This window comes from Holophagales bacterium, from assembly GCA_016699405.1.
GTDB lineage: Bacteria > Acidobacteriota > Thermoanaerobaculia > Multivoradales > JAGPDF01 > JAAYLR01.
This window is the reverse complement of sequence record CP064972.1, coordinates 911,650-925,772: the sequence shown is the minus strand read 5'-3', so window position 1 is coordinate 925,772 and position 14,123 is coordinate 911,650. Positions and strand designations below refer to the sequence as shown.

Genomic DNA, 14,123 nt, shown 5'->3' with positions numbered 1-14,123 from the left:
CCTTCACCCCGAAGTCGGCAACCGCCCCATTCCATCGCGCGCGGCGGCCAGCAGCTGGGCGATCCTCTCTCCCGCGCCCCCATCCCCATACGGCTGCACCGCCGTGGCCATCCGCAGGTAGGTCCCTTCGTCGGCGAGCAGGCGGCTCCCCTCCTCGACGATGCGGGCGCGATCGGTGCCGACGAGCTTGGCCACGCCCGCTGTCACCCCTTCGGGGCGTTCGGTCGTCTCGCGCAGCACGAGCACCGGCTTGCCGAAGGTGGGCGCCTCCTCCTGGATGCCACCGCTGTCGGTGAGCACCAGCCGGCAGGCCATCAGGTGGCGTACCAATTCGACGTAGTCGAGCGGCTCGGCCAGCTCGACGTTCGACAGGCCACCGAGGGCCAGATGCGCCGGGCCGTGCACGTTCGGGTTGCGGTGCACGGGATAGAAGAACCGGGTCTGCGGAAAGCGGCGAGCGAGCTCGGCGATCGCCTCGAAGATCTCGGCGAGCGGCGCACCGAAGCTTTCGCGACGGTGGACGGTGACCAGGACCTCTCCGCTCGGTGGCACCTCGCCAAGCCCCGCGGCGATCTGCTGCAACGCGTCGACCACCGTGTTGCCGGTCACGTGGATCCGCTCGGGCGCGATCCCCTCGGCGATCAATGCCTGGCGCGCCGTCTCGGTCGGCGCGAAGAGCAGGTCGGCGAGGCGGTCGGCCAGCTGCCGGTTGCCCTCCTCTGGAAACGGGCTCCGCAAGTCGCCGGTCCGCAGCCCGGCCTCGACGTGCGCCACGCGCACGCGGCGGTGAAAGGCGGCCAGGGCCGCCGTCATCGCCGTCGTGGTATCGCCCTGGACGATCAACCACTCGGGGGCCAGGGCGGAGATCGTTCGGTCCATCTCGGTCAGCACGCGCGCGGCAAGGTCGTTGAGACCCTGGTCGGGGCGCATGAGGTCGAGGTCGATGTCCGGAGCGAGGTCGAGCGCCCGCTGCACCCGATCGAGCATCTCGCGGTGTTGTGCGGTCGAACAGAGCGTCACGGCGAAGTCGTCCGGGCGCCGCCGCAAGGCCCAGGCCACCGGCGCCATCTTGATCGCCTCCGGACGAGTTCCGTAGACGATCAGGACGCGAGTCGGCATGGGGTTTCAGGTGGGTGCGGAACCTAGCGAGCGTACCAGGGGGGCAACGAGCCGCTCAAGGGCGGCCGCCCGTTCCGCCCAGCTCTCGCCGACCACGGCGGCGCGACGTGCCGCCCGCGCCTCGGCTCCCGGGTCGGCAAGTGCCCGGTCGAGCGCCGCCGGAAGCTCCGTTGGCGTGTCGTAGAGCTCGAGTAGCGTCGACCACCGGGCAATTTCCGGCAGGCGGCGCGCCACCACCGGAGCGCCGACCGCCAGCGCCTCGTAGAGCTTCACCGGATCGACGGCCCGAGTCAGCGGCAGGTCGCGAAACGGCACCAGGGCGATGTCGAGCGCTGCGAGGAACTGCGGCACCGCCGTGTGGGGGATCTCGCCGATCAAGCGCAGGTTGGGCTCGCGCTCGAGCTCGGCGAAGGCACGATCCTCGACGCGCCCGGCGATGAAGAACTCGATCTCTGGTCGAGCACGCGCCGCGTGGCGCAGCGCATCCGCATCCACCCACGACGCCAGCGCCCCCACGAAGCCGGCCCGCGGGCGCCGGTTGCGCGGCGGCGGCGCCAGCCGAAAGCGCTCGAGGTCGACGCCGTTGCGCACCAGGGCGATCGCCGCTACCGGCGCCGAGGGCGTCTCGGCGAGCGCGGCGGAAGTGGCGACGACCAGGTTGGCCTCTCCCAACAGGCGCCTTTCGGCCTCCAGCACCGCGGCGGGGATCGCCGCGAAACCCGCGTGAAGGTCGAGCCGGTCGTAGACGACCGGCGCACCGGTGCGTGCGGCGAGGGCTCGCGCCAGCGGCTCCCAGAACGGCAGTTGGACGAGCAGCCAGGCGGGCGGCTGCACCAGGACGGCGAGAACCTCGTCGGCGAGGACTTCGGCCTGCGCAGGATCGAGGGTCGTTCGGTACGGGTCGGGAAGCCCCGGCAGGCTGAGCAGCGCCCAGAGGAGCGAGGGTGTGAGCGGGCGAGCCGTGAATCGGGGTGCGAGATGGGTGCGCGCGAACGGATCGAGGTAGACGACCGGCCGACCTCCGTCAGCGAGTGCCACCGCGAGCTGCTGCGGCCTCTGCCAGCGATAGTCCCAGGCGACCGCCGGCAGCACGACGACCGCGCGATCCCCGCGCGGGGACTCGAGCCGCAGCGGACGGGGAAGCGCCGCGAAGGCGGAGGCGAGCTCCCAGCGACGACCGGTGACGAGCGCACGAACCCCCAACCGGAACCGTCGTTCGGCGCGGCCGAGCCGAAAGCCGAGTGCGGGTCCCCACGGGGTGGCGTAGCGGAAGGGCGAATGGGTTCGGACGATTCCACAAGTGTCTCACGCTCGGGCCACGATGGGGTTGTGGCTCCCTCCACGCCAGAAGGAGGCGACCCGGGTTACGATCCGCCGACCCGAAACCGCCCGCCGAAAGCGGGCCTGCAAGGAGTATCGATGCGATCCCATTCCAGCAGGCGCTCCTGTGTCCGCGTTCTCCTCGCGCTGGTTTCCTGCTGCGCCGTGTTCGCGTCGTCCGCCCACGCCGCGCTCCAGCTCGCGCAGATGATCACCGGTCTCAACGCCGGCACCTACGCCGGGGACGCGCCGATCGCCTATGTCGACCCCGACGACGGAACGGCCCACCGGCTGGTCGTCATGCACAACGGCCGCATCCTTCTCTACGAATCGGGCGGACTGCGCGCGACCCCGTTCCTCGACCTCTCGACAGAAACCGGGTCCGGAAAGGTCCTCAAGTCCGGCTCCTCGAGCGAGCGCGGCCTGCTCGCGCTCGCCGTGCACCCGAGCTTCCGCCAGAACGGGTACTTCTACGTCTACTACACCTCGACGAACTGGGACGGCGCCGACCCGATCACCACCGGCGACATCGTCGTCGAGCGCTACACCCGGAGCCTCGTCGACCCGAACCTCGCCGATCCGGCGACCGCCCAGGTGGTGCTGCGCATCCCGCACTCGGCAAGCAACCACAACGGCGGTTGGCTCGCCTTCGGTCCCCTCGACGGCCTGCTCTACGTCTCGACCGGCGACGGCGGCGGCGGCTGCGACTCGACCGGCCCGGCAGCCGGCGTCGGCAGCGATCCCCTGATGCCTCCAGGGAACGCGTGGCGCTACGACGGTTCGCACTACAACCCGGTGCAGACCCATCCGGGAACCTACCTGCTCGGCAAGATCCTGCGGCTCGACGTGTCGGGCGACGACTATCCGGCCGACGCCCTGCGCAACTACTCGATCCCGCCGACCAACCCCTTTGCCGGCGCCACCTTCGGAGCCGACGAGATCTGGGCCCGCGGGCTGCGCAATCCGTTCCGCTTCAGCTTCGATCGCGCCACGGGCGACCTGTGGGTCGGCGACGTCGGCCAGAGCCGTGGCGAGGAGATCGACTACGTTCCGGCCGCGACGCCGGCCGGTCAGAACTTCGGCTGGGTCTGCCGCGAGGGGCTCGAGCCGTCGAACCTCTCGCCGTCGAGCTGCACGGTGACCAACTGCCCGGCCGACACCACCGGCCTGCTCCAGCCGATCCGGGCCGAGGACGGCAATGCCGGCGGCTGGTGCTCGATCATGGGCGGCTATCGCTATCGCGGCAGCCAGATCGCATCTCTGGCCGGCATCTACCTGTATTCCGACTACTGCCTGGGCAACGTCTGGAAGGCCACACCGGCCGCACCTTGGGACTTCGCGCTCGCGGTCAATCACTCGAGCGGGACCTATGCCTTCGGCCAGGACCACCTGGGCGAGCTCTACATCGTCAATGGCTCGGCGGGCACGGTCTCCTGCTTCCACGACGGCGAGGTCGCGTCGAACGCCTGCTTCTGGAAACTCTGGACCGGCTTCGGCGAGGACACCTTCGAGTCCGGCGACCTCACCCGTTGGAGCTCGCAGACCCCCTGAGCGCGGCGCGCAGGCTCACTCTCGCGGTGTCGTCGCGCTCTCCCCGAAGAGCACCGGCACGAGCAGCAGGTCGGCGGCGAGCGCCACGGCGATCGCCGCCGCCGAGAGCAGACCGAAGCGCGCGGTCGGCGCGAAGTCGGAGAGCGCACAGACGCCGAAACCGCCCATCAGGATGAGCCCGGTCAGCAGGTAGGCGGGTGCCGTCTGTTCGAGCCGGCCGGCGATCGCTTCGCCGCTCCCGAGCCGATCCCGTTCCTCGCGGTAGTGCGCCAGGGTGTGGATGGTGTCGTCCACCACCAGCCCGAGGGTGACCGACGCGACCATCACCGTCGCGACGTCGAGCGGAACGCCCGACCAGCCCATCAGCCCGAAGACGGCGAGCACCGGCCAGAGGTTCGGCGCGAGCGCGCGCAGGGCGAGGCCGACACGGCGGAGCAGCAACAGGAAGGTCGCGAAGAGCACGGGCACCGTCACGGCGAGCGAGCCGCCAAGGGTCGAGAGCAGGTAGCGCTGCATGTCGAGCAGCAGCAGGTACTGGCCGGAGAGCGCGACCTGCGCTCTCGGGAAGGCCGCGCGAGCGGCCGCCTCGGCCCGCTCGCGCAGCGGCGCGATCGCCTCGGCCCCCACCGTGCGGACGAAGAGCGTGATCCGCGCGCGGCGACCGTCGGCGGTGAGGAACGGTGCGAGCAGGCGGGCGCCGCCAGCATCGGCACGCAACGCCGCCAGGGTCTCGGCACGCAGCGCCTCGGGAGGCAGGAAGCCCTCGGCGGGAGAGTCGCGCGTCGCCGCCTCCAGGATCTCGCCGGCCGAGACCGCCCCGAGCAGAGCCGGCTCGTCGCGCAGGCCGTCGACGAGCGGCAGCATGGCAGCGAGCGCCTCGGGGTGATCGAACCCCGAGTCCGTCCCGTCCGCGTCGAGCAGCAACTCGACGGTCGAGACGCCGACACCGTGAGCCTCGAGCTCGGCGGTGCGTTGTCGCACCGGGTGGTGCGCCGGCAGGTAGGCGAGGGCGTTGCTCTCCACCCGCAGTCGCGGCAGTCCGGCGAGCGCCGCCACGGCGGTGCCGGCGTAGAGAACCAGAACCGCCGTCCGGTGACGCGGTGCCCTCCCGGCGAGGGCGCGGCCGAGTCCTTGGGCCAGGCGTTCGACACGCCGCTCGGGCAGCTCACCCGGCCTGCCGTGAGAGAGCGCGAGCAGGCAGGGATAGAGCGTGAACGCTCCGAGGCCCAGCAAGCCGATCCCGACCCCGGCCCAGAACCCGAGGTCATGCACCGGACCGACCGGGCTCACCGCGAGCGAAGCGAAGCCGACGAGGGTCGAGAGCGTCGTCCAGACGACCGCGCGTCCCTTGTCGCGATAGGTCGCCAGCGTCGCCTCCACGCCGTCGAGGCCGGTCGCCTCGAGGTCGCGGCAGGCGAGCAGCAGGTGCACTGCCGAGGCCAGGGCGATGACGAAGACGAGCGGCGGGAGAATCGCCAGGATGAGGTTGAGCCGGACACCCGCGTAGCCCATCGCCCCGAGGAGCAGCGCCTCGCAGGCGCCGACGAAGACGAGCGGCAGCGCCACGGCTCGCCACTCGCGGAAGCTCGCCGCGAGCAGCAGGACGGCGAGCAGGACGAGCAGCGGGAAGTAGCGCTGCTGGATCTCGGCCGCCGACGCGTCGAGCGCGGCGTCGATCGAGCGCGCACCGATGAGATGGGCTCGGACTCCCGCCGGCGCGTTCTCCAGCTCGCCTTCGAGCGCCGCGAAGAGCCGTCGCTGGGACTCGACGGTGCCCGGCCGGAGCAGTGCGAGCGTCGTCGTCAGCTCGCCGCGAGCATCGATCCAGCCGAAGGCGCGGTCGAGTCGATCGGCGCGTGCCGCGTCGCGAAACGCCTCCGGGCTCGGCGGGGGCCAGCCGTCCCGTCCGTGTCGCCCGGCGAGCCCGGCGACGGCGTCGACGCCGGGAAGCGCCGCGACACGGCGCTCGAGGCCGGCGAGCCAGGTCAACCCCTCTTGCGTCCAGAGGCCTGGTCCCTGAGCCACCAGACGCACCCCTTCGTCGCTGCCGAAGTCGGCGAGCATCGATCGATAGCGGGCGAGCTCCGGCGTTCCGGCGAGGTAGAAGACTTGAGGGGAGTTGTCGGACTGGAGACGCGCCGCCCCGGGAAGTGCCGCGAGGACGAGCAGGCCGCCAAGCGCGAGAACGGATCGCCGGTGCGCGACCAGCTTCGTCATCCAGCGCTCCGACGCCGCTGCGCGCGGTTCGCTCATGCGTGAACGAGGTGACCGAGGAAGCGCAGCGCCCGCAGCGGCCCGAGGCTCGACGGCGGTGCCGCCCCGTCGAGCACCGCGAGCAGTCGCGAGAAGAGCTCGGGGTCTGCCGCGAGCGCGCGCACCACGCGCCGGCGCAGCCCGGGATGCGCCTCGGCGAGGAGCGCCAGCCGGGTCACCGCAAGCGGCTGCAGGCCGCGGCGCCGATGGGCGCGCGCGTAGCGTTCGAGGTCGTCCTCGGCCACCGCGGCGGCCAGATCGATCGCCTGGCCGAAGGCGAGAGAGAGTCCCTCGCCGGTGAGCGCGTCGAGGTAGCCCGAGGCATCGCCGACGAGCGCGACCCGCCCGGCGACGACGCCCTTCACCGACTGCTCGAACGGCCCGGCGCCGAGGTCGCGCGAGCTCGACGGCGCTCCGGCGAGCCGACGGGCCAGCGCCGGCACCCGCGAGAGAAGCTCGTCGAACCGCCCGCCGCCGTCGGCAAGCAGGGCGACACCGACCTCATCGTCGCTCACCGGGGTGACGCACGCTTCGCAGCCCTCGCCCCAATGCACCTCGACTCGGTCGATCCAGGGATGCAGACGGTAGTGGCGGCGTACGCCGAAGCGGCGCCGTCTCGCCTCCGGGCCGGCGAGGCCGGTCCAGGCCCGGACCCGCGAGCGGAGCCCGTCTGCTCCGGCCACGACCCGTGCCGCCAGCGGCCCGGCGACCGTCTGCACTCCCCCGCCGGGGAGGAGCCCGGTCGCCTCCACGCCCCAGCAGAGCTCCGCTCCCGCACGCTCTGCGGCCGCAACGAGCACCGCGTGCAGCGTCGGTCGCCTCACGCCGAGACCGTGTCGGCCCGGCGGGAAGTCCCCTTCCGCCACGACGTCACCGTCGAGGTAGCGGATCCCGCGAAAGGCTCGAGCCTCGCCGGAGCGGAACGACACCCCGAGCTGCGCGAGCATCGTCGCGCCAGCCGGCATGATCCCCTCGCCGCAGGGCTTGTCGAGCGGCGGGCGGCGCTTGTCGACGACCGTCACCGTGAGACCTCGTTGACGCGCCGCCAGGGCGAGCGCCAACCCGGCCGGTCCGCCGCCGACGATCACCAGATCGCGGCTCACCGCTCGTCCCCACGCGGCAAACGCCGCCCGTGCGGGTCGAGGAATCGCGCCGTGCGGAGGCCGGTCCGGTGCAACCACCCGGCAAGCGCGACGCGCAGGACGCCGAAACCGTAGCGGACCGAACGGTGGAAGTTGATCGACGAGGCCTCGGGAAAGTAGCGCGTCGGGCAGGAGAGCTCGCCGATGCGATAACCGGCGAGCATTGCCTGCGCCAGGATCTCGGCGTCGAAGACGAAGTCGTCGGAGTTCTCGCCGAGCGGCAGGCTTTCGAGCACGTCGCGGCGAAAGGCGCGGTACCCGGTGTGGTACTCCGAAAGCCGGTGACCGAGCAGCAGGTTCTGCACGAAGGTCAGGGCGCGGTTGGCGACGTACTTGTAGAGCGGCATGCCGCCGGCAAGCGCTCCGCCGCCGAGCAGACGCGAGCCGAGCACGACGTCGTACTCGCCGCTCGCCACCATCGAGGCCATCGCCGCGACCAGGCGCGGCGAGTACTGGTAGTCCGGATGGAGCATCACGACGATCTCCTCCGGCCCGTCGAGCGCCTGCCCGTAGCAGGTCTTCTGGTTGCCGCCGTATCCGCGATTCGCCGAATGGACGTGGGTCTCGAGTCCCAGCTCGCGGGCGAGCTCGACGGTTCGGTCGCCGCTCGCGTCGTCGACCAGGAGGATTCGGTCGACCACGTCACGCGGCAGCTCCGAAACGGTGCGGGCGAGCGTCGCCGCGGCGTTGTACGCCGGCAGCACCACGCAGACTCTCGACCCGGCGATCATCGCTCGCTTACTCGCTCTCGGTCCGACCCCGCCGATTATCCTCCCGCCACCTCGCCCATCGCGAGCGCAGCAGCGCCCACGCCAGCGTCAGCGGGTTCACCGCCGCGGGCCGAACGAGCGTCCCCGCGAGGAAACGTCGCAGCGTCTCCTGGCGCCGGATCTTCCCCGACGAGGTGCGCGGCAGCGTCCCCGGAGCGAGGACGGCGACACGCGACACCGCGAGACCGGTGGCCGCCAGCACCGCGCGCGCGCACGCCGGCGGCAGGGACTCGCGCGCGGTGGCGGTGGCGCCGCGGGCGTGCTCGACGAAGAGCAGAATCTGCTCGGTCGCCGCCCCGGGAGGCAGGTAGGAGACCGCTGCCGCACAGCCGGCGCGCCACCCCGGGATTCCGGCGAGCGCCTGTTCGATCTCGTCCGGCGCGTGGTTGCTGCCACGCACCAGGATCACGTCCTTCTCCCGTCCGGTGAGGAAGAGATCGCCGTCGAGCCAGACACCGCGGTCGCCGGTGTCGAGCCAGCCGTCCCGCAGGGCCCGCGCGCTCGCCTCGGGGCGGCCGAGGTAGCCCTCCATGAGCGAGGGCCCGCGCACCCAGATCCGGCCGACCCGCGCTTGGGGAAGAACACCGCCATGCTCGTCGCGGATCTCCACGGCGAAGCCGGGAAGGGGGCGGCCGACCGAGACGATCTCGACGGCCGAGATCGCGCCGGCACCGCGCTCTGGCGGCTCGCACGTCACCGCCTCGCCGCGCTGCGCAAGGGCATCGCGCTCGAACCAGGCGCTGCGCCAGGGTCGGCCGAGCTCCGAGAAGGTCACGGCGAGCGCCGCTTCCGAGAGTCCGTAGACCGGCGTCAGCGCCTCGGCGCGAAATCCCCACGGCGCGAACCGCGCGGCGAAGCGGCGGAGGACTTCGGGAACCACGGTCTCGGCACCGTCGAGCGCGACCCGCCAGCCGGAGAGATCGACGCCGGCGAGCTCCTCGTCGCGCACCCGTTCGACACACAACGCGTAGGCGAAGTTCGGCGCTGGCGAAATCGTCGCCCGGGAGCGCGCGATGGCGCGCAACCAGAGCGCCGGACGAGCGAGGAACTGCTCGGGCGGCAGCAGGGTGAGATCCGCCGCCCGTTCGAGCGCCGGGAAGACGCAGCCGATCAGCCCCATATCATGGTAGAGCGGCAGCCAGGAACAGCCGGCGTGGGTCACTCCCGGCTCGTCCGGCCAGAAGGCGTTGAGCGCCAGGGTCTGCGCCAGCACGGCGCGCTGGGAGAGCGCCACCGGCTTCGGTTCGACCGTCGTTCCAGAGGAAAACTGCACCAGGGCGAGCTCTTCGGGCGCGCCGAGGTGCGGCGCGCCGCTCGCGTGCGGCAGCTCGTCGAGCCTGCGGGCGCCGAGCCGCGGACGAGCCCTGGCGAGGGTCTCGCCGAGGATCCTCCCGACCTCGCGACCGGTGAGAACGAGCGGGGCCGCGACCGCGCCGAGCATTGCCGCGGTGCGCTCGTGGTATTCGGCAAGACGCCCGAGACGCACCGGCGGGTAGAGCGGCGCCGGCACGGCCCCGGCGAGCAGCGTGCCGAAGAAGGCGGCGAAGAACTCCTCCGACGTCGGAAAGAGCAGCGCGATGCACTCTCCGGGGCGGACACCGAGCTCCTGCAGCCCGCCGGCGACGCGGTGCGCCTGCGCCTCGATCTCGCCCCAGGACAGGAGCCGTTCGCGCTCGTCGCGATCGAGCAGGTGCAGCCCACGCTCCCTGCCGCCCGCCGAGCGGGCGGCCCGGGCCAACCAGTGCTGCAGCGTGTCGTCACTCATCCGGCGCCCGCAGACTCGCCGGCCTTCGCCACGATCGCACGGGCGAGATCACCCACCGTGGCGATCGCGGCGTCGTCCTCCGGGTTCAGCCGGATCTGGAAGCGGTTCTCGACCTCCGCAGCCAGGGTGAGCAGGCGCAGGGAGTCGAGCCCCAGGTCCTCGACCAGCCGCGCGGACGGTTCGAGCTCGCCCGCGTAGGCGAGATGCTCGCGCGCCACGGCCGCGATCCCGGCGAGTGCCTCGCGTTCCGTCATGACCCTCCTCCGGGAAGAAACGCCCGGCGGCTCCCCAATCGCGCGTCGTAGTCGGCAAGCTCGGCGAGCAAGGCCTCCTCGGTCCGCAAGCGTCGGGCGAGCAGCCAGCCGTTGGCCAGGCTGAAGCCGATCGCCGAAAGCCAGGCCGTGTGCACGAGCGGCAGGGCGGCGAGCTCGAGTCCGACCGCCAGGTAGTTGGGGTGACGCAACCGCCGGTACGGTCCGTCGACCACCGCCGGCTCACCGGGCACCGCGATCACGCGGGTCGACCAGCGATCGCCGAGCGTGGCGATCGCCCAGTAGCGCAATGTCATGGCTGCGCACGCCACGACGAGCGCGGGAACCGCCAGCGCGGGTAGAAAGGGGCGTCGCAGGACCACCACTTCGATCGCCGGGACGACGAGAAAGGCCGCGTGCAATCCGACCATGGCCGGCCAGACGCCGGGCTCGCGGACCAGTCGCCCACCGCGGGCGAGCGCGCGCCGAACGTGGCGGCGCGACAGGACGAGCTCGGCTCCGCGCTCGAGGGCGAGCAGCGCGAAGAGAAAGGCAAAGAGCTCTCGGGTGTCGATCCCGCCGACGGTGCTCATCGCGCCAGCGCCGTCTTTACCACTCGAGCAGCACCAGCTCGGAGCAGAAGCCGGGGCCGAGCGCCAGCAGCATTCCGAGGCTCCCGCGAGGTGGGCGCCGTTCGGCGAGCGTGTCGCCGAGCACCAGCAGCACGGAGGAAGACGAGAGGTTGCCGACCCCGCGCAGGCTTCGCCAGGTGAGCTCGAGGGCGGCGGGCGGGAGCTCGAGTGCGGCCTCCATGGCCTGGAGCACCTTCGGCCCGCCGGGGTGGCAGACCCAGGAGACGATGTCGCGGCGGCCGAGGCCGCGGCTGGCGAGGAAGGCGTCGACGTCGCTCCGCAGGTGCTCCTCGACGACCTTCGGAACCTCGGCCGAGAGAACGATCTGGAACCCCCGCTCGGAGATGTCCCAGCCCATCACGCGCTCCGAGTCTGGATAGAAGACCGAGCGCGTCGCGACGATCCGCGGGCCCTTCGCCGCCGGGGCCGCGGGATGAGCCTCGCCGACCAGGACCACGGCGGCCGCTCCGTCGCCGAAGAGGCCTGAGGCGATGAGGTTGGGGATCGACAGGTCCTCGCGCTGCAACGTCAGCGAGCAGAGCTCGACCGACAGGAGCGCCGCGACCTCGCCCGGCCAGGCTCGCACGGCGTCGGCGGCGCGTGCCAACCCCGCCGCTCCCGCCACGCAGCCGAGGCCGAAGATCGGCAGTCGCTTGAGGTCGGGACGCAGGGCAAGCCGGTTGATCAGCCGCGCATCGATCGACGGGGTCGCAACCCCGGTCACCGTGACGAACAGCAAGGTGTCGAGGTCGCCCGGGGCGAGGCCGGCGTCGGCGAGCGCCTTGGACAACGCCTCTGCTCCCACCTCGGTGGCGACGCGGATCCAGGCGTCGTTGGCGGCTCCGAATCCGTCGAGGCGCGGGTAGTCGGCGATGGGAATCGCAAGGTGGCGGCCGCCGACGAGCACGTTGCGGTGGAGCGACTCGATCCGCTCGAGGTTGAAATACCGCTCGCTCCACTGCTGGCGGAAGGCCGCGAGCAGCTCCTCCTGACCGTAGTAGTGCGGCGGAAAGGCGTGGCCGACGCCGGCGATGCGCATCGTCGCTTGCTCCCGAGCCGATCAGTCCCAGGGCTCGCCGAGCATCCGGCGAGCGAGCGCCGCGAGCACCAGCCCAAGGAGCGGCAGGACGATGAGTGAAGCCCGCGCCGCCCGCCAGAACGGCTCGAGCGGCAGGCGCGCCGCGGCAAGGGCCGACAGAACGGTGAGCGGACCGCGGTAGATCCAGGCGAGCAGCCCCGCCGCCAGCCCCTCGAGCCACCACCGTCCGGTGCGGCCGGTGAGCAGGAGGACCAGCACGGTCATCGCTGCGGCGTCGAGCAGCCAGGCGCCGAGCCGCAGGTGCCCGGGCAGCGCTCCCGGCGCGAGGCCGACGCGGGCCAGCTCGGCCGCGCCGCCGGTCAGGCCGATCGCCTCCAGCGCGAGCTCCGCGCAGGCCGACAGGAGCATGCCGACCAGCAGGGCGAGCAGAACGAACCGGGCCACCGCGGGATGATACCGCGCGCTCTCGCGCGCTCTCGAGGAAGGAGCCGACAGAGCGTAGCGCTCTGGGCTAGACTCGCCCGACCGCCGATGGCTTCCTGGTTCGCCGCTCTCCTCTTCGCCGCGGGCGCTTTCCTGGCGCTCGAAGCGCTCTATCTCGCCGTGCGGCGCAGCCTGCGCAAAGCCCGGCTGCGCGCCATCTACCAGATCTGGGCGCTCACCGTCGTCGCCGCGATCTTCCTGCTGCGCTCCGAGCTCGGCCTCGCCATGCCGAAGCTCTGGCAGGGCTTCGCCGTCGCCGCGTCGACGCTCAGTGCCTTCCTGCTCTACCTGGTGCTCTCCGCCGCCGTGTTCCAGCGACCGGTCGGGGCGCAGGGTCAGGCGCTGGTGCCGAAGCTGATTCGCGACGTGCTCGGCTGGCTGGTCTTCGCCTCGGCGCTCGTGACCGGGCTCGCTGCGTTCGGCGTGACCGAGGTGTCGACGCTCCTCGTCTCGACGACGGTGCTTTCGGCCGTGCTCGGCTTCGCGCTCCAGGACGTGCTCAAGAACCTCTTCGCCGGCATGGCGGTGCAGGCCGAGCAGCCGTTCGCGGCAGGCGATTGGCTGCTGCTCGACGGGAGGCCGGCACGGGTCGTCGACATGTCGTGGCGTGCCACGCATCTGCGCGACAACGAAGGGGTGAGCTTTTTCGAACCGAACGCCAAGCTCGCCGGCGAGCGGTTGCAGAACCTCGGCAACGGCGAGCAGGCCGTGGGCTGGAGCTTCCGTGTCGGCTTGCCGTACGACACGCCCCCGGCCCGAGCGCGCGCCGCTCTGCTCGCCGCGGCCCACAGTGCTGCCGGCGTGGCCGCCGACCCGGCACCGCAGGTCTTCCTCGAGAGCTTCGGCGATTCGTCGATGGTCTACCGGCTGCGCGTCTGGACCCACGATGTCGGCGGGATCATGCGCTTCACCGACGCGGTCAACAGTCGGATCTGGTACCACCTGCAGCGCGCCCGGATCGCCATTCCGTTCCCCATGCGCACCGTGCAGTGGCACGACGCGGCAGGCGAAGCGGCGCACCGGGTCGACAGCGACCTCGCCCGGCGCCAGTCGCGCATCGACGGCCTCGAGCTCTTCGCCCCGCTCGCCCCGGAACAGCGCGAGCGACTCGCCCGTGCCGCCGCCCCGCTCTTCTTCGACCACGGCGAGAAGCTGGTGCGCGAAGGCGAGGACGGCGACTCGCTCTTCGTCGTCGACTCGGGGCAGGTCCTGGTAACGCGAGCCGCCGAGAGCGGCGACTCGCAGCCGTTGATCCTCGCCATGCTCGGCCCCGGCGAGTGCTTCGGCGAGATGTCCCTGCTGACCGGGGCGCCGCGCAGCGCCACGGTAACCGCCGAGGGCGGCTGCGAGGTGCTGCGCCTCGATGCGACGTCGGTCGCGCCCATCCTCGCGGCCGACCCGAGTGTGGCCGAATCGCTCTCGCGCCTCCTCGCCGCTCGCGAGGCGGCGACGCGCGCCCGTCTCGACGACCGGCGCGGGCGCGCGCCGCTCAGCGACGACTCCGACCACGCCTCCCTGCTCGAGCGGATCCGTGCCTTCTTCCGCCTCTGAGCCGGGCTCCCCGGGCAACGACACGGCCGCCCGCCGGTCACGCCGAGAGCACTGGCGCAGACGGCTCGAGCTCGCGTCGATCGTGCTCTCCGCGGCGGTCGGAATGCTGGCCGGCGCCGACATGATCGCTGCGGGTCGCCCCCGCATCGGCGGGGTCACCTTCGCCGGCGGCGCTCTCGCCGCCCTGCTCCCCCCGCTGGTGCGCTGGATCCGCGACCGGCGCCGGAAGCCGATCCGCTAGGCCGGA

General features: G+C 72.2%; 13 protein-coding genes. 3 read left to right on the top strand and 10 right to left on the bottom strand.

Annotation, left to right across the window (positions count from 1 at the left end; translation table 11 throughout):
• Nucleotides 1-3: 3 nt before the first annotated feature.
• Nucleotides 4-1,119 carry a UDP-N-acetylglucosamine 2-epimerase (non-hydrolyzing) gene (wecB, locus tag IPJ17_03970; protein ID QQR74754.1) on the bottom strand — a complete coding sequence of 372 codons (1,116 nt, stop codon included), beginning with the start codon at nucleotides 1,117-1,119 and terminating at the stop codon, nucleotides 4-6.
• A gap of 6 nt (nucleotides 1,120-1,125) precedes the next feature.
• Nucleotides 1,126-2,322, bottom strand: a complete 1,197-nt coding sequence (locus IPJ17_03965; GenBank protein ID QQR74753.1) for a glycosyltransferase — start codon at nucleotides 2,320-2,322, stop codon at nucleotides 1,126-1,128.
• A gap of 216 nt (nucleotides 2,323-2,538) precedes the next feature.
• Here IPJ17_03965 and IPJ17_03960 point away from each other — a divergent pair, with 216 nt between their 5' ends.
• Entirely contained in the window at nucleotides 2,539-3,990 is a 1,452-nt protein-coding gene (locus tag IPJ17_03960; protein QQR74752.1) for a PQQ-dependent sugar dehydrogenase, read from the top strand.
• A 15-nt stretch (nucleotides 3,991-4,005) separates the two neighbouring features.
• Here the strand turns inward: IPJ17_03960 and IPJ17_03955 are convergent, their stop codons facing one another.
• From IPJ17_03955 to IPJ17_03920, 8 genes are read right to left on the bottom strand one after another with little or no spacing between them, the layout of a single operon-like run.
• Nucleotides 4,006-6,207 carry an MMPL family transporter gene (locus IPJ17_03955; protein QQR74751.1) on the bottom strand — a complete coding sequence of 734 codons (2,202 nt, stop codon included), beginning with the start codon at nucleotides 6,205-6,207 and terminating at the stop codon, nucleotides 4,006-4,008.
• Nucleotides 6,208-6,239: 32 nt separating this feature from the next.
• Nucleotides 6,240-7,346 carry an FAD-dependent monooxygenase gene (locus IPJ17_03950; GenBank protein QQR74750.1) on the bottom strand — a complete coding sequence of 369 codons (1,107 nt, stop codon included), beginning with the start codon at nucleotides 7,344-7,346 and terminating at the stop codon, nucleotides 6,240-6,242.
• Nucleotides 7,343-8,116, bottom strand: coding sequence for a glycosyltransferase family 2 protein (locus IPJ17_03945; GenBank protein ID QQR74749.1), 774 nt, complete (start codon nucleotides 8,114-8,116; stop codon nucleotides 7,343-7,345). Before IPJ17_03945 ends, IPJ17_03950 begins: the two co-directional genes overlap by 4 nt.
• Before the next feature lie 7 nt (nucleotides 8,117-8,123).
• Complete coding sequence (locus IPJ17_03940; protein ID QQR74748.1) at nucleotides 8,124-9,920, bottom strand: fatty acyl-AMP ligase; 1,797 nt, start codon at nucleotides 9,918-9,920, stop codon at nucleotides 8,124-8,126.
• Complete coding sequence (locus tag IPJ17_03935) at nucleotides 9,917-10,174, bottom strand: acyl carrier protein (GenBank protein QQR74747.1); 258 nt, start codon at nucleotides 10,172-10,174, stop codon at nucleotides 9,917-9,919. The genes IPJ17_03940 and IPJ17_03935 overlap by 4 nt, the downstream gene beginning before the upstream one ends.
• Nucleotides 10,171-10,764 (bottom strand): hypothetical protein, encoded by a 594-nt coding sequence (locus tag IPJ17_03930; protein QQR74746.1) that lies wholly within the window; start codon nucleotides 10,762-10,764, stop codon nucleotides 10,171-10,173. Before IPJ17_03930 ends, IPJ17_03935 begins: the two co-directional genes overlap by 4 nt.
• 16 nt (nucleotides 10,765-10,780) lie before the next feature.
• Entirely contained in the window at nucleotides 10,781-11,842 is a 1,062-nt protein-coding gene (locus tag IPJ17_03925; protein ID QQR74745.1) for a type III polyketide synthase, read from the bottom strand.
• A 21-nt stretch (nucleotides 11,843-11,863) separates the two neighbouring features.
• Complete coding sequence (locus IPJ17_03920; protein ID QQR74744.1) at nucleotides 11,864-12,286, bottom strand: hypothetical protein; 423 nt, start codon at nucleotides 12,284-12,286, stop codon at nucleotides 11,864-11,866.
• An 87-nt stretch (nucleotides 12,287-12,373) separates the two neighbouring features.
• Here IPJ17_03920 and IPJ17_03915 point away from each other — a divergent pair, with 87 nt between their 5' ends.
• Together IPJ17_03915 and IPJ17_03910 are read left to right on the top strand one after the other, a co-directional pair.
• Nucleotides 12,374-13,876, top strand: coding sequence for a mechanosensitive ion channel (locus IPJ17_03915; protein ID QQR74743.1), 1,503 nt, complete (start codon nucleotides 12,374-12,376; stop codon nucleotides 13,874-13,876).
• Entirely contained in the window at nucleotides 13,857-14,117 is a 261-nt protein-coding gene (locus tag IPJ17_03910) for a hypothetical protein (GenBank protein ID QQR74742.1), read from the top strand. Before IPJ17_03915 ends, IPJ17_03910 begins: the two co-directional genes overlap by 20 nt.
• The last annotated feature ends 6 nt before the right edge of the window (nucleotides 14,118-14,123 follow it).